General features: G+C 44.0%; 10 protein-coding genes. 9 read left to right on the top strand and 1 reads right to left on the bottom strand.

Going from position 1 to position 16,231, the window contains the following annotated elements; genetic code table 11:
• Positions 1-47: 47 nt before the first annotated feature.
• Together MHM99_RS12750 and rmuC are read left to right on the top strand one after the other, a co-directional pair.
• Positions 48-1,577 (top strand): fumarate hydratase, encoded by a 1,530-nt coding sequence (locus MHM99_RS12750; protein ID WP_239219619.1) that lies wholly within the window; start codon positions 48-50, stop codon positions 1,575-1,577.
• A 233-nt stretch (positions 1,578-1,810) separates the two neighbouring features.
• Complete coding sequence (gene rmuC, locus MHM99_RS12745) at positions 1,811-3,100, top strand: DNA recombination protein RmuC (RefSeq protein ID WP_239219617.1); 1,290 nt, start codon at positions 1,811-1,813, stop codon at positions 3,098-3,100.
• A gap of 42 nt (positions 3,101-3,142) precedes the next feature.
• Here the strand turns inward: rmuC and MHM99_RS21225 are convergent, their stop codons facing one another.
• Complete coding sequence (locus MHM99_RS21225) at positions 3,143-7,108, bottom strand: S8 family serine peptidase (protein WP_049586340.1); 3,966 nt, start codon at positions 7,106-7,108, stop codon at positions 3,143-3,145.
• 501 nt (positions 7,109-7,609) lie between these two features.
• Between MHM99_RS21225 and MHM99_RS12725 the strand changes: the two genes are divergently transcribed.
• The 7 genes from MHM99_RS12725 to MHM99_RS12695 all read left to right on the top strand — a co-directional run bounded on the left by MHM99_RS12725 (position 7,610) and on the right by MHM99_RS12695 (position 15,870).
• A complete protein-coding gene (locus tag MHM99_RS12725; RefSeq protein WP_239219608.1) occupies positions 7,610-8,797 on the top strand; it encodes a thiamine pyrophosphate-dependent dehydrogenase E1 component subunit alpha in 1,188 nt (395 codons plus the stop codon).
• A complete protein-coding gene (locus MHM99_RS12720; protein WP_061095031.1) occupies positions 8,797-9,774 on the top strand; it encodes an alpha-ketoacid dehydrogenase subunit beta in 978 nt (325 codons plus the stop codon). Before MHM99_RS12725 ends, MHM99_RS12720 begins: the two co-directional genes overlap by 1 nt.
• A 16-nt stretch (positions 9,775-9,790) precedes the next feature.
• Positions 9,791-11,491 (top strand): dihydrolipoyllysine-residue acetyltransferase, encoded by a 1,701-nt coding sequence (locus MHM99_RS12715; protein WP_202942876.1) that lies wholly within the window; start codon positions 9,791-9,793, stop codon positions 11,489-11,491.
• A 148-nt stretch (positions 11,492-11,639) separates the two neighbouring features.
• Entirely contained in the window at positions 11,640-12,518 is an 879-nt protein-coding gene (gene rlmJ / locus MHM99_RS12710; protein WP_049586271.1) for a 23S rRNA (adenine(2030)-N(6))-methyltransferase RlmJ, read from the top strand.
• A gap of 83 nt (positions 12,519-12,601) precedes the next feature.
• Complete coding sequence (locus MHM99_RS12705) at positions 12,602-14,482, top strand: phosphotransferase (protein ID WP_239219607.1); 1,881 nt, start codon at positions 12,602-12,604, stop codon at positions 14,480-14,482.
• Positions 14,475-15,335, top strand: coding sequence for an acyl-CoA thioesterase II (tesB, locus tag MHM99_RS12700; RefSeq protein ID WP_014949536.1), 861 nt, complete (start codon positions 14,475-14,477; stop codon positions 15,333-15,335). Before MHM99_RS12705 ends, tesB begins: the two co-directional genes overlap by 8 nt.
• Positions 15,336-15,345: 10 nt before the next feature.
• Positions 15,346-15,870 carry a gamma carbonic anhydrase family protein gene (locus tag MHM99_RS12695; RefSeq protein WP_110289107.1) on the top strand — a complete coding sequence of 175 codons (525 nt, stop codon included), beginning with the start codon at positions 15,346-15,348 and terminating at the stop codon, positions 15,868-15,870.
• Positions 15,871-16,231 lie beyond the last annotated feature (361 nt).

Below are 16,231 nucleotides of genomic sequence, written 5' to 3'. Positions count from 1 at the left end.
TTTTTTAGCTAGCTAAGACCACGAAAGCCAAATAAAAAGAGGATGTCATGACCGTTATCCGTCAACAAGACTTCATTGACAGCATTGAAGATGCCCTGCAATTTATTTCTTATTATCACCCGCTCGATTACGTTAAAGCCGTAGAAGAAGCCTATAAAAAGGAAAAGAGCCAAGCCGCGAAAGACGCGATGGCGCAAATTCTTATCAACTCACGCATGTCTGCAGAGGGTAAGCGCCCTTTGTGTCAAGACACGGGGATCGTAACCTGTTTTGTTAAAGTTGGTATGGGTGTGACGTGGGATAAAACTGACATGACCGTTCAAGAAATGGTTGATGAAGGTACACGTCGTGCATACCTTAATCCAGACAATCCGCTTCGCGCCTCTATCGTTGCTGACCCTGCCGGTGGGCGCAAAAACACCAAAGACAATACGCCATCTGTTGTGCATATCGACATGGTTGCGGGTGAAAAGATCGAAGTGATGATCGCGGCTAAAGGCGGCGGTTCTGAAAACAAGTCTAAAATGGTAATGCTTAACCCAAGCGATGATATTGCTGACTGGGTAGTAAAAACTTTGCCAACGATGGGGGCAGGCTGGTGCCCTCCAGGTATGCTGGGAATAGGTATTGGCGGTACGGCTGAAAAAGCAGCGGTACTTGCAAAAGAAAGCCTTATGGACCCAGTAGACATCCAAGAACTTATAGAGCGCGGCCCGCAAACTACCGACGAAAAACTTCGTTTAGAAATTTTTGACCGCGTAAATAAATTGGGTATCGGTGCGCAAGGCCTAGGTGGTTTAACGACCGTTGTTGACGTTAAGATTAAGTCGCTACCTACTCACGCTGCGTCAAAACCTGTAGCAATGATCCCTAACTGTGCGGCGACTCGTCACGCACATTTTTATCTAGATGGTTCGGGTCCAGCGGAGCTTACGCCACCTAAATTAGAAGATTGGCCAGAAGTAACTTGGGAAGTGAGCGAAAACACTCGCCGCGTTAACCTTGATGAAGTAACAAAAGAAGATATCCAAGAGTGGAAAGTAGGCGAAACGGTACTGCTGTCAGGTAAGATGCTTACCGGTCGTGATGCTGCTCACAAGCGCATTCAAACCATGATGGAAAATGGTGAAGGTTTACCAGAGGGCGTTGACCTAACTAACCGCTTTATCTATTACGTTGGTCCTGTTGACGCTGTAGGTGACGAAGTGGTTGGTCCGGCTGGCCCGACAACGGCTACCCGTATGGATAAGTTCACTGACATGATGCTAGAGAAAACAGGCCTTATTGGCATGATTGGAAAAGCAGAGCGTGGTCCAGCAACCGTTGAATCAATTGCTAAACACAAAGCGGTTTATCTAATGGCAGTTGGAGGTGCAGCGTACCTTGTATCTAAAGCCATTAAGAAATCTCGTGTCGTAGCTTTCGAGGACTTAGGTATGGAAGCAATTTACGAGTTCGACGTAGAAGACATGCCAGTAACCGTTGCAGTAGACAGCACGGGTGCCAATGCTCACAAAAATGGTCCGGCCATTTGGAAAGCAAAAATTGAAGAGCTTGATGCCTCGCTATCTAAATAGATAGAAAAGCAAAACTTAAGATGAGCCGTTCTGCTTAAGAAAGCTAATTAGGTTTTTCATCACAGTATAAAAAACGGGTGCAATAGCACCCGTTTTCATTTGTGTAGTTTCATTTTTTTAAAGGTGTACGTGCTAGACGTTTTGCCCCAATTTAATTTTAAATTTATACCAGTTGGTATATTTATCTGATTTTGTTTATAGTGCTGTACAAAATAACAGTATGAACGTGCACTATGTTAATTAACCTTATTTCTAGCGAACCCATTTCCTTTCTAATAGCCTTCGTAAGTGTGTGTGCTTTTTCACTTTATTCATTTATTCGAGGCCAGGCGAATGCCACCAAGATAGCGCAGCTTTCGCAAATCAATGAGCAGCTACAAAATGCTTTGAATAGCGAGCGTATTGCTATTGCCAAGCTTCAAGCACAAAACGATGCGCACCAAGCAAGAATTCAGGCGCTCCATGCTGCGCATGAAGATAAGCTTGCGTCTATGAATGCATCTGAACAACGTTTGCATACGCAATTCGAAAATCTAGCAAATCGCATATTCGAAGAAAAGCAACAGCGTTACACGCAACAAACAAAACACAATATAGAAGCTGTTTTGGCGCCATTCAAAAACGAGTTAGATGGTTTTAAACGTCAAATCTCAGAACAACACATACGTGAGGGGCAGGAGCGAGCCTCACTTAAGACAGAGATTCTAAGTTTAAAGGCTCTCAACCAGAAAATTACGGAAGAAGCTGCAGCGCTGACTAATGCACTAAAAGGTGACAATAAAAAGCAAGGAAACTGGGGCGAAGTAGTGCTTGAGCGGATACTCAAAGAATCTGGTTTACGCGAGGGTCATGAATTTGAAACACAGATGTCAGCAACATCAGAGCACGGCAAGCGATTTCAACCAGATGTCGTGGTGCATTTGCCAAATGATAAAGATGTGATCATAGATTCAAAAGTAAGTTTGGCGGCCTATGAAAGGTATTACAACTGTGATGATGAAGCTGAGAAAGCGCAATTTTTAAGTCAACATGTGGCTTCTATAAAAGGGCACATCAAAGGCTTAGGCGCGAAGGACTACCAAACGCTTAAAGGCATAAAGACACTGGATTATGTGTTACTTTTCATTCCCATTGAGCCTGCATTTCTGATTGCTGTCGAAGAAGAACCAGATTTAGTCACAATGGCACTTAATCACAACATCATGTTGGTTAGCCCAACTAATTTACTGGTTGCTCTGCGTACTATTAATAACATTTGGCAGTATGAGTACCAAAATCAAAACGCACAGCTTATTGCTGAACAAGCAGCAAAGCTTTATGACAAGTTCGTTGGGTTTGTGACGGATATGGAAAAAGTAGGTAAGTCGATGGATACCGCTCACGCAAACTACGAACAAGCAATGAATAAGTTAACCAATGGAAGAGGGAACTTGGTAAGGCAAATAGAAAAGTTTAGAGAACTTGGCGTACAACCCAGTAAGCGAATGTCGCAGCACTTACAGCAACTTTCTCAAGACGATTAAAAAAGGCCGCAATTGCGGCCTTTTTTCTCTTATCAAAAAACGTTATGAACGTTTCATGCGTCTACGTAGGTAAACTGCTGGAGCAAGAAGCAATGCAATCCAGCCCATTGAACCACCAGACTTATCGTTAACGCGAATAGTCACGCTTTCTGTAGTAGTTTCAATACCATCTGAAGCCGTTACTTGAACCGTTACACGGTTAGACTGTTCGTTACTAGGCGCTGTATCAGTGAACGAAGTGCGCTCTACACCGTTAATGGTGATAGTCACATCGTCTCCGTCTGCGTCAGTTGCAGAAGCAGTTACAGTGTAAGACTGACCTTCATCAACGCTAGTTGGAGCAGATATTGAAATAACTGGAGCATCTTGCACACCTGCAACCGCTACAGTTACTGTGCCTTCACCGATAGCTTCACCAAGTACTTCTTCACCTTCTTCCGTGGTAGTACCCATTACACGCACAGTGTAAGTAAACGAATCTTCACCGAAGAAGTCTGCATTAGGTGTATAAGTTATCGTACCGTCATCATTAATTGCTACAGTACCGTTTTGCGCTTCAGCAACCACTTCTAGCGTTGATGGGTCTAGCTCTTCTCTATCAACTTCAATAGGCGTATAAGTTCTGAAGTCACCTGACAGTGATTCCATCTCAAACGTATTGAAAATCATATCTTCCATCTCGTTAGCCAAGATGTTCGCTGTGATAGAGGCGTCTTCATCAACAGAAAGCACATCATCCATTAGTTCGCCTGATGGCTTAACTGAACCGCTGTAGCTAACGGTAATCTGATCGCCAGGGATGGTAACGATACCAAACTCATCACCCTCAACTGGAAGAGAACCTACAATACCAGTAGATAACTGTGCAGCGTGGGTATAACCAACTGTACCTGACGCATTTTCGAAGCCTACAACAGTAGGTGTGCCATTAGGGCTCATTGGGCCATAAGCAAATGAAAATGAGGCAGCGTTGCGGTCGTACCATATCTGGAAGTTTACACTAGAACCAGTGTCGCCCCACAGCATCGCGTTTTCCCACTCAACAACAAAGAACTGGTTAGTACTGGTGTTAAGCGTCGCCGCATACATTGTACCTGTGCCAGTATCGTCATCAGCAGTACCATCTAGATCGAGATCTGTCCAGTAAGGTGCTATAACATTGTTTGGCTCAGACGCACCTGGAAGTGATTGTGGACGATACTCAGTCACTTGACCAGATGATGTACCTAGCGAGATAAAACCGTTAGAAGATACTTGGACGTTTGTGTAGGTCTGTCCCATGTACTCTATGTCAATGAATGACTCTACCGTTATTGCTGCATCGTCACAGGTTTCACTACATACGATAGGGTCTACCACAAAAGGTAGATTTCTCATTGGCAAGTACCCAAATGGCGCAGCCGTTTCAACTAGCTCAAGCGTCGCTGTGTTAAGAGCACCTTCCCAGCGCACTTCACGTTTTTCTGCATCGTAGGTCACAGGCTCTTGGTTGCCATTCTTGACCGCTGAAATACTAGAAACGTCGATATCGTACTTTTCATCAACTGTCGAAGTTACACCAATTAGGCCTGTTACACCTGAGTTTGTAACCGATGCCGACGTAACTACTGTTTCATTTTCAGCTGCAAACGTGTTGCTTACTGAGCTGTTAAATAATTCAGGTTCATCGGTATTGATCGGGTAAATAGCAACAGGTATGAAATAATCAGTGGTTTCATCGTTAGTGTCCGCCCAGTTGATACCACCGAATAACCATTCGCCAGAACCTGCCAATGATACATCTACCGAAACCATGATTTGTGCAGATGCACCAGCAGGTAGGCTTGCCATTGCAGGCGTAACCGTAGCAACAATATTATCATCATCAAACATTGTGGTCGCGTCTACTGTCACATCAGCGTCGCTTGTATTAGTCACAGTGATAGACATTTCGCACGTGATATAACACTCAGATGAAACAAGGCTTAGGTCGCTGTATGTTAGTTCAACAGATGTTGCACGAGGAAGATCTAAACGACCTGCACCCATGTCAAAGTTGTCTGCTGCGGTAGACGCATCTTCTTTCAAAATATCGCGAATTGAAGAAGTAACAAGCGCACTCTTTATCTGCTGTGCAGTCCAATCAGGATGCATTTGCTTAAGAAGTGCAGCTGCACCAGCTACGTGTGGCGATGCCATTGAAGTACCGTTCTTGAACGAGAAGTTCTGGTCTTCGTGTCCTGGTGCATCCGGTGATTCGCCAGAGAAGATGCGAGTACCAGGAGCAGCAATATTAGGCTTAAGGAACGTCGGGTCGCCGTTAGGACCGCGAGAGCTGCTTTCATTCATGATGTCAGCAAGGCTATCTGAAACAACGCGAACAATATCGCTACCGATAGTTACATTTAGCGACTCATCAGTAGTTTCAGCTAGGTTAGCAAGCGCTAAACCTGGTGTAGCAGGAAGCATAAGTGATGGAATTGTTTGAGCTTCACTTAAGCCGCCCATTAATATTGGCGCTTCACCGCGTCCATCAACGTTATGAATAAGAACAGCTGTTGCTCCCGCAGCCTCTGCGTTTTCAATTTTAGTCACGAAACCACACGTACCACGGCTGATAAGCGCAATTGCACCATCGAACGCGCCCGCAGCAAATGCATCACAACCTTCTACGTTTGCCGCATCTACTTCGCCTGCATAAACAACAGGTGCAGTAATTGGGCTATCAAATACAATGGCAGGGTTGCCCACTGAGTAAAGTGCCGGAATAGAACCTAAAGTGGTGTCGCCTTCAACGGTCACCTCGTTTGCGAACAAACGACCCGTTGTTGTATTTGCGACCGTTATTACGTCTTCTGAACAACCAGGACAGCCAATAGTGCCAGCACCCGGACCATCGTTACCCGCTGCAAAAACGGTAACAACGCCCGCATCGTGCATGGCTTCAAGTACGTCTTCATATACTGAGCCGTTAGGGTTTCCACCTGCACCGCCACCCCACGAGTTATTTACAATGTCAGCACCATCTGTAAGCGCAGCTTCAAGCATAGAAAGCAGCATTGAAGAAGCACCGCTAGAAGAAGCAGGGTTAGCTGGTGTGGCATACAAACCTTTGTAAACCATTAGATAAGCAGCTGGCGCAACACCAGAGATTTCAGCTTCTGCACCATCGCGCTCTGCCATTACTCCGTAATTACCTACTGCGGTACCTGCTACGTGCGTACCGTGTCCATTGAATCCTAGCGGGCTCTCGTATTCTTCTTCAACAACAGAGAAGCCTTCTACGATGTCTGCTGCGCGAGCAACAATTAGTTTATTGTTACAAAAATCAGGAACTTCTGAACAGTAGTCGTCAGTAGGAAGTGTCGCAGCATCAGGTGCTGTAAAATTTTCACCACTGAATAAAGGGTTTTCTGGACGAATACCACTATCGATGATCGCCACTTTCACGCCTGCACCGGCGCTTTCCTTCCCGCCGAACTGTTCCCACGTTTGAACTGCACCGATCAGATCCAAACTCGCGTCCATTTGGGCATGGTGTACTAAGTCTGGGTATACCGCTTTTACTGTCGAAAGGCTGGAAAGCTTATCAAGTGCACTCTTTGAAACGATACCCGCAAAACCATTAAATGCTGCTGTGTAAGACATGTCAGCTTTGAATGACTTATCGAATGACTTGATAGACTGGATAACCGATTGCTGTTGAGCTTCAAGGAAAGATTGATATTCCTTCGCTGCATTTGACTTGAAATTTACCTTTTGACCTTTGTGGGCAGCCATGCTGCTTACACTTGGATTTACTGCGCTGAATTGCGCCATAGGCACGTCAGTAAGTTGTACGATAACACGTACGCTATCACTATCCGCTTGGATTGCATTTGCAAGAATATTCTTTTTGTCGAAGGATGCTTCGATGGCGTTACGTTGTTCAACGCTGTGGCCAGATAATTGATTTGATATTGCTAGTGCACCAAAGGCTGAGCCTGCTAATGCGGTAGCAATAACCGTACTAAGGATTGTTTTTTTCATAATTATTCTCGTGTGAATAGTTCCCTGGAGCCCAACGATTTTTTTGTTTGCTTAAAAGGTCATTCGCCTTTTTTAAAACGCAACTTATCGCTGTGACTATTTATTACTAGCACACTTTTTTTCTTTTTGTAACGTGTGTTTCTGCAATACACAATTTACACATTTTGTTACATTTAACGACGATTAGTCGTTGCATAGATAACTCCCTTTTTTCATTGAAGTTCTAAACAGTAGATTATTGGATAAATAAGCTTTTAAAACGCTAGAAACTCTATTACTGGATGTGAATGAGAAATGATTGTCCTACTCGGTTTTCATATTTTTTACATGGGGTTTACGTTTTTAGGACGAATATCCTTTTCATTTAGACTAATTGAGTATGGCCATTTCACCCATTTAAAAAAATACCTTTTAATAAGTAAGACACTCCTGCTTCTCCTCATCTAGCATATTCCAAACACTATAAGTCGCTATTAACCCTCATATTTAAGGGGAACAAACGTGAAAGACAGAAATCATTTGGCCGAAGTAAAAACAACAAATAAGGTCGAAATTATTACTAAAGGGGTTGTTGATATCCCAATGCTGCAAATCCTTTCTGCTGAAGGTGAACTCATTGAAAAAGCAGTTGAACCTGACCTCTGCAAAGAAGAAGCATTAAAAATATTTAATACCATGCATTACATTCGCGTATTAGATGAACGTATGGTGGGTGCGCAGCGCCAAGGTCGTATTAGTTTTTACTTGGCCAGTACAGGCGAAGAAGCGGCGTCAGTAGCAAGTGCTGCAGCACTATCAGAAGATGACATGATTATGTCTCAGTACCGTGAGCAAGGCGCTTTAGCATATCGCGGGTACACCACAGAACAATTCATGAACCAAATGTTTAGCAATAAAGACGACCCGAACAAAGGACGTCAAATGCCTATCCATTATGGTGACAAGCCACTCAACTTCATGACCATATCATCACCGCTAGGCACACAGATCCCTCAAGCATCTGGTTATGCTTATGGCCAGAAAATGTCCGGTAAAGATGTGGTTACTATCTGTTACTTCGGTGAAGGTGCAGCGTCAGAAGGAGACTTCCACGCAGGGTTAAACATGGCGGCGGTACTTAACTGCCCAGTTATCTTCTTTTGCCGTAATAATGGCTACGCCATTTCAACACCAGCAGAAGAGCAATTCGCGGGTGACGGCATTGCTTCTCGTGGCTTAGGTTACGGTATTAAAACTATCCGTGTTGATGGTAACGATGTGTTAGCCATTTATGCAGCTACTAAAGAAGCCCGTCGTATTGCCATTGAAGAAAAGTGTCCTGTACTTATTGAAGCCATGACTTATCGCTTAGCGGCGCACTCCACGTCAGACGACCCAACAGGCTATCGCTCTCGTGAAGAAGAAAATAAGTGGCGTGCAAAAGACCCTATCGCTCGTATGGCGAAATGGTTAGAAAGCAAAGGCTGGTTTGACGAGGCTGAGAACCAAAAGCGCGTCGATAAAGCAAGACAAGACGTTTTAGCAGCAATGAAGAGTTGTGAAAAGACTGACGTATGTGCCATTGAAGACATTGTCGAAGATGTATATGACACAGCACCTTGGCACTTAAAAGAACAACTCAGTGAATTGAAAGCGCATATTAAGAAGTACCCGAAGATGTACCCTAAAACAGCAGGGAGAGTAAAATAATGGCTAAGATGAATCTACTTCAAGCAATTAATAATGCACTCATCACAGCCATGACCGAAGATGAAAAAGTAATGGTCTTTGGTGAAGACGTGGGCCATTTTGGTGGCGTGTTCCGTGCAACCAGTCACCTTCAAGAAAAATTTGGTAAGGCGCGTTGCTTTAACACGCCGCTTACTGAACAAGGCATTATTGGCTTCGCGAACGGCTTGGCCTCACAAGGCTCTGTACCTGTTGCTGAAATTCAATTTGGTGATTACATTTTCCCAGCATTCGATCAAATTGTGAATGAGACGGCTAAATGGCGCTACCGTTCAGGCGGTCAGTTCGATGTTGGTACGCTAACCATTCGTACACCTTATGGTGGCGGTATCGCAGGCGGCCACTACCACAGTCAATCACCAGAGGCATTCTTCGCTCACTGCCCAGGTTTAAAGATTGTTATTCCACGTGACCCATATCAGGCGAAAGGTTTGTTGCTTGCGTCAATTCGCGATAAAAACCCTGTATTGTTTATGGAGCCTAAACGTCTTTACCGTGCTTCTGTATCGGAAGTGCCTGAAGAAGATTACGAACTGCCATTAGGTAAGGCAGATATTGTTCAAGAAGGTAGCGATATCACCTTACTAGGGTGGGGCGCGCAAATAGAAATTTTGCAAAAAGCCGCAGAAATGGCGCTTGAAGATGGTGTGTCATGTGAAATCATTGATTTGCGCAGTATATTACCGTGGGACGTTGAAACGGTTATGCAATCTGTAATGAAAACAGGTCGTTTATTGATAAACCACGAAGCACCGCTAACAGGTGGCTTTGCGAGTGAAATCGCAGCGAGCATTCAGGAACGTTGTTTCTTATATCTTGAAGCGCCTATTGCGAGAGTGTGTGGTTTAGACACGCCGTATCCTTTGGCGCACGAAAAAGAATATATGCCAGATGAAACGAAGACGTACGAAGCCATAAAACGTACGCTTCACTACTAAGCCGGGGGACGATGAAATGACAATTGAATTTATCTTACCGGACATTGGTGAAGGTATAGTTGAATGCGAACTTCTGGAATGGTTAGTTTCTGAAGGTGAGCATATAGAAGAAGATCAACCTGTCGCGGAAGTAATGACCGACAAGGCTACCGTGCAAATTCCTGCAATGCATGCGGGTGTGGTTAATAAACTGCATTACGCGGTAGGCGATATTGCTAAAGTGCACGCACCGTTATTCTCTATGACGCCAGATGATGCCGACGCTAACTCAGATACACAAGAAGACGCGCAAGCGGAAGTAAAAGACAATGCGTCTGAAACAGCGACAGCGAATGACAGTGCTTCTTCAAGCGCTTCAAACGGCAAACACATTGAAGACTTTATTCTACCAGATATTGGTGAGGGTATAGTTGAATGTGAGATTGTGAAATGGAATGTAGCTGAAGGCGATGAAATAGAAGAAGACCAAGCCGTTGTAGAAGTGATGACCGATAAAGCAGTGGTAGAAATACCTGCTAAAAACGCGGGCACAGTGCATCGTCTTTATTACGCGCAAGGTGATATAGCGAAAGTGCATAGTGCATTGTTTGCGCTAGAAGTTGCCGGTGAAGTCACAACCACTAGCGGTACTAATGACGATTCACCATCGGCAAACAACAATGCTTCAAGCGTTGCATCTCAAAGTTCAGTGAACACGCAAACAAACGGTTCAAGTCAGCAATCAGCGCAAGTTGCTCCTTCAAAGTTCAGCGACGGCGAATACGAGCCACCTATTGCTATAGAAGGTAAGGTGTTGGCTAGCCCCGCGGTAAGACGTGTTGCAAGAGAAAAGAATATCGACCTTTCTTCTGTGGAAGGTTCGGGTAAAAAGGGGCGGATCCTTAAGTCTGACGTGTTGAATCTACAACATTCGAATGTTGACACGTCGTCTCAAAATACATCATCTTCTGCGCCAAGCTCATCTACCGCAGAAAAAGGTGATTTGAATAGCACAAGCACTGTGCTTAAAGGCAGCGTTAGAACAGAAAAAGTACGCGGTATTCAGGCAGCTATGGCGAAGCAAATGTCGGCTTCAGTCTATACTATCCCACACTTCACAGTCAGTGACGAGTTAGTAATGGACAACCTGATGTCGCTACGCAAGCTGCTTAAACCTGAATTTGAAGCGAAGAACGTAAAACTCAGCTTTATGCCGTTTTTCGTTAAAGCAATGTCGTTGGCACTTAATGAATTCCCTGTGATTAACAGTCAGCTTAACGAAGACGCCACTGAAATAAGCTACTTCGCAGACCACAATATTGGTTTTGCAGTAGACTCTAAAATTGGTTTGCTTGTACCGAATATTAAGCGCGTTCAAGACCTCTCGCTTTTAGATATTGCTGTTCAGATGCAGGATATTATCGAGCAAGCCAGAGCAGGGCGCGTGGCTGGCGAGCACCTTAAAGGCGGTACGATTAGTATCTCTAATATTGGTGCTATAGGTGGTATTACCGCAACGCCAGTAATCAATAAGCCAGAAGCAGCCATTGTTGCTCTCGGTAAAACGCAGAAACTTCCGCGCTTTGACGATGAAGGTAACGTTAGCGCGCAAAATATCATGGCGGTTAATTGGTCCGGCGATCACCGTATTATTGATGGTGCGACTATGGTGCGATTCAATAATCTATGGATGAGTTACCTAACTCAGCCAGAAAAAATGTTGATGCACCTTAAGTGATATCATTCAAAGCAATTTGATTTGCAGTAGCAATATTTTAAAAGGGCCAATAGAAAAACTATTGGCCCTTTTTTTGTTTTGTATACCTCAAAGCGCGATGGCGTTATGATATCGCAATATAAACAAACAAGAATTTTACTGAGGTTTTGTGCTTAGTTATCAACACGCCTTTCATGCGGGCAACCACGCTGATGTCATCAAACATCTTTGTTGGATTGGCGTTATCAACGCATTAAAGAAAAAAGATAAACCTTTCACCCTTTTCGACACACACGCAGGCGCAGGCACGTACGATCTAACCGACGCCATGTCGTCAAAAAATAAAGAATACGAGACAGGTATTTCTCGTTTACTTTCAGATGACAAATGCGCTCAGGACTTGTCGAGCTTGTTGGCCGACTATCTATCGTTGTGTGAACCTTTTTTCGCGCAGCAGCAGTATCCGGGCTCACCGGCAATAAGCGCAAAAGCGAAAAGGGATGGTGATAATTTACACCTAATGGAACTTCACCCTGCGGAATTCGATAAATTAGACAGCAATGTATCCCGTTTACGTACCCGTAATAGCCACGTCCATAAACGCGACGGGTACGAAGGGCTTCGTGCACTTACGCCACCTAAACCCAATCGCGGTGCTATTTTAATCGACCCCCCTTACGAGCGCGCGAATGAATATAACGACCTTGTTAAAGGTGTGGAGCAGGTATTCAAACGCTGGCAGCAGGCACAAATCGTAGTGTGGTATCCACTACTTTCAGAGAGAGCTGGCGCCAAAAGTGGTGCAAGTGAAGCTATGTGTGAAAAGCTTGCAGCAATGGGTAAACCCTGTTTTAAAGCAGAAATATGCGTGGAAGAAAATACCGCTGATGCCGGAATGTATGGTTCGGGCGTATTCGTTTTGAACCCGCCTTGGCAGCTAGATACTAATTTAAAAAGCGCGTTAGAAAGCGTTGTTGGTATGCTAGGTGAAAATGAAGCAGGTTATCACGCTACAGCGCATGTTACCTGGATAAACGAAGATAATTGATTGCTGTGCAGTTTAACAATGGTAAGCGTATCGCTGCTGATTAATCTGTTTCAAAAAGTCACTAAAAGCGTGAAGTAAAAAACATGTCGCAACTCAAAGGCCTAAAACATTTCTATATACCCGATGAGCAGTCGATATATCTGCTATCTCATGCGGATGCGAAAAAACTAAAAGACTGGGTAAACCTTTGTATCTCGCAGTTAGAAGGGTTGGGGTACAGTGACATCGAACTTTTAGGGAAAGGAGCCTTTGGGTTTGCGTTTGCAGGGAACGCGCCAAGCGGTGAATCACGGGTATTTAAGTTTTCGCGAATAACGTTGCCGCAGCATGTGCAAGATAGACTAGAAGAGGAAGCTTTTATGCTTTCTCACGTTAATCATGAGTTTGTACCGCGGTTTATTGAATATCAACAAATACGCAAACAATCCATCTTAGTTATGGGGCGAGCACCCGGCGAAGACCTAGAAAAAGTCAGCTTGAAAACAGGCCCACTTTCGCCCCGTATTATCGTCAAAATTGCAGTGCAGGTCGGCGAACTTTTATCCAGTTTTCGCCAATACAGTGAAAATGGAGAAATTAAACCCATTGTGCACGGAGACATAAAGCCCTCGAATCTGGTTTGGGATGCCGAAAATGAATCGGTTGGATTGATTGATTGGGGCTCTTCAGTGTTCGCACAGACTGACATCACTGGGCAATATGTAGGTAACAATGTAATGGATTTAATGTCGGGTGAACTGCATCAAACTAATGCTCGACTTGGCGATGTTTATTTTATTGGCGAGGAGCAGCTTAATGGCGCACTCTCCAGCCCCCGCTTCGATGAACAAGGCTTGGCCAGTACATTATATGCATTGGCATCAGGGCAATCGTGTCGTTACGGAAGCAAGGTTATTACACCTTCATCCCTTGGTCTTCCTAAAATGCTTGCTAATATCCTTGAGCACATGCTCAGTGAAGATCCAGAAAAGAGAAGGCAGGGCGGAGATTACCTGTTTAATCATCTCCACGTTTTGAAGAATATGGTTTTCACTCAAGACAAGCCAACGCAATATACACCGTTAATCCCTACATGGCTGGCCCACACTCAGAACCGTGCTGATATTGAAACCGTTGTTTACAGCTCTCGAAAATCTTACCTACGCCAACAGGCAAGACTCTCTGACTCGTTAGATGAAAAAGACGTAGAGGAACTTCGTTATATAGACGATGCGCAATTTGACCGCTACTACAAAAACTATCTACAAGGCATGGGGGATACCGAAAAAGCATTTGTTTCTGCAATAAGCAGACTAGGCCGTTACCCTGTAGTTGGCGGTATGGCTGTGCGCTGGGAGCCAGAAGGTATATATGTCGATTCAAGCTTGAACTTATATGATGAATCAATGAAAGCAGCGTTTGATTTAGCAGTGAATAATGTCATTAATTTAGCAAGGGCTATTCACAAGCCCGCGGTGTTCAAATGTTGTATGTTCAACGCCAAAAACACGCTGCACATTGAACGCGAAAGTGAAGATGAAGAATTTAAACCTGCCGGCGCCATGTTTATTCCCTACGAGCTATCACGGGTTTCTGCACAAAAGGATGAAAGCCGGACTCACTCATATTTCGAAGATGGCGATGATCCGGACGAACTATTAAAGCTGCCTCAGGAGATTATCGATACCATCGTTCAACTTAATACAATACATCACACTGGTTGTATTATATTTGAAGCATTACCGCGGCATTTGAAAATTCACAACTATTACACGTTGCTTGATCACAGCCAAGAAGAGCGCTTCCACGCATTATTAGCGCAACTCGTTCAGCAAATTCCCAAAATAAAAGGGCTAGGCATTTCAGGGTTTATGAAGTTACCCTATAAAGATACGCGCTTTTTCGAGCATAAAGCAAAATTGCCTGAAAAGTACTACCCGCGAAACCCAAAAGCAGTAATTGAAGAGAAAGTACAACATGTCTGAGATTAAACTATCGTCACTTTTTGAACTCGAAACAGTGGAGGCTGGCATCTATCGAGGTCAAAGCTGGGATTTAGGCTTCCGCGCCTTGTTTGGTGGACAAGTTTTGGGGCAAGCGTTAGCAGCTGCATACGAAACAGTGGAGGCTGGTAGAGTCGCACACTCATTCCACACTTATTTTTTACTACCAGGCGATGCTAAAAAGCCTGTAGTTTACGATGTTGAGGTAGTGCGAGACGGCAGAAGTTTCTCTGCTAGACGGGTTAAAGCCATTCAGGATGGTAGAAATATTTTCTACATGACAGCGTCTTTTCAGGTTCCTCAAGATGGCATGGAGCATCAAAACCCAACAATGCCAGATGTGCCTGCGCCGGAAGATGTGCAGTCTGACATTGAATTCTATGAAGCTAACTTCAATAAAATTGCACGGCCTATGCAAGAAGCGTTGAGCTATCATAAACCTGTAGATATTCGCACGGTAGATGCAGCTAACTCTTACCAGTCAGCGAAACGCGAACCGACGCGTTATATTTGGTTAAAAGCAAGAGACACAATGAATGCATCATTGACTGTTCATCAAGCTGCGCTTGCTTACGCATCAGATTATCATTTTCTCAGTACGTCGCTTCAACCACACGGTGTTGCGGTAACCGATAAATCACTTCGAATCGCAACGATAGACCATGCTATGTGGTTCCACCGCCCAATCAATATGAACGAATGGTTATTGTATGCAATGGAGAGTCCTTTTAGCGGAGGCTCTAGAGGTTTGGTACGCGGACAAATATTTAACCAAAATGGTGAACTTGTTGCGTCAACCATGCAAGAAGGATTAATGAGAAAAGTAGACGAATAGGGAGAGGGTAATGCGCTACAAATTAGGTTCTACATCACCGCTGGTTGATGAAAGTACGTTTATAGCGCCAGGCGCACATGTTATTGGTAATGTTGAACTCAAAGTGGGTTCAAGCGTTTGGTTCAATGCGGTTATACGCGGCGATATGGACAAGATAACCGTTGGTAAAAATACGAATATCCAAGATGGCAGCGTATTACACACCGATGCAGGTATTCCTTTAGTGCTAGGTGAAGGGGTAACAGTAGGACATAAAGTCATGCTTCACGGCTGCGAGATTGGTGACTATTCCTTGATAGGAATTAACGCTGTCGTATTAAACGGTGCAAAAATTGGAAAGTACTGCATCATTGGCGCTAACGCTTTGATAACGGAAAACATGGAAATTCCTGATTACAGTTTAGTAGTTGGAGCGCCTGGTAAAGTCATTAGAACATTTGATGAGAAGATCGAGCCCAAACTAAAAGCGTCCGCTGAACATTACGTAGATAACGCCAAAACATATAAGTCATCATTACAGCCAGTTGATAGCTGAAATTTAAGACTAGGCTGTTCGCGATATTTTGAATCCCCATAAAAAATGCCCAGAACAAACGTTCCGGGCCTAGGGGAATGGCTCATTGCTGAGCCGTGCGCTAACTTTTACACAGGAGAGTTTAAATAAAATCTTTTAAACGGACAATGAGTATAGAATACATTTGTTTAAATTATAAACAATTTTTGTGTGAATTTTATCTTACACTCTCAAAGTCAATTTAATTGTAGAACTTATACGTTAGTAATCAATGGACTAAAGACTGGTCGGATGTGGTGTTTTTTGAGTAAAAAGGTGTACAGTTTATATCCACATGTTGCACACATTTTATCCACGTGATGAAGCGTTGTTAATGTATACC

The sequence above is a fragment of the Alteromonas sp. MmMcT2-2 genome, assembly GCF_022348305.1.
Lineage (GTDB): Bacteria > Pseudomonadota > Gammaproteobacteria > Enterobacterales > Alteromonadaceae > Alteromonas > Alteromonas macleodii.
This window is presented reverse-complemented; position numbering and strand designations above follow the sequence as displayed.

Bases quoted from the DNA above. Each gene is read 5' to 3' on its own strand.
- MHM99_RS12720 (WP_061095031.1), top strand. From the start codon at position 8,797: ATGGCTAAGATGAATCTACTTCAAGCAATTAATAATGCACTCATCACA.
- rmuC (WP_239219617.1), top strand. From the start codon at position 1,811: ATGTTAATTAACCTTATTTCTAGCGAACCCATTTCCTTTCTAATAGCC.
- MHM99_RS12695 (WP_110289107.1), top strand. From the start codon at position 15,346: ATGCGCTACAAATTAGGTTCTACATCACCGCTGGTTGATGAAAGTACG.
- tesB (WP_014949536.1), top strand. From the start codon at position 14,475: ATGTCTGAGATTAAACTATCGTCACTTTTTGAACTCGAAACAGTGGAG.
- MHM99_RS12715 (WP_202942876.1), top strand. From the start codon at position 9,791: ATGACAATTGAATTTATCTTACCGGACATTGGTGAAGGTATAGTTGAA.
- MHM99_RS12750 (WP_239219619.1), top strand. From the start codon at position 48: ATGACCGTTATCCGTCAACAAGACTTCATTGACAGCATTGAAGATGCC.
- MHM99_RS21225 (WP_049586340.1), bottom strand. From the start codon at position 7,108: ATGAAAAAAACAATCCTTAGTACGGTTATTGCTACCGCATTAGCAGGC.
- MHM99_RS12705 (WP_239219607.1), top strand. From the start codon at position 12,602: ATGTCGCAACTCAAAGGCCTAAAACATTTCTATATACCCGATGAGCAG.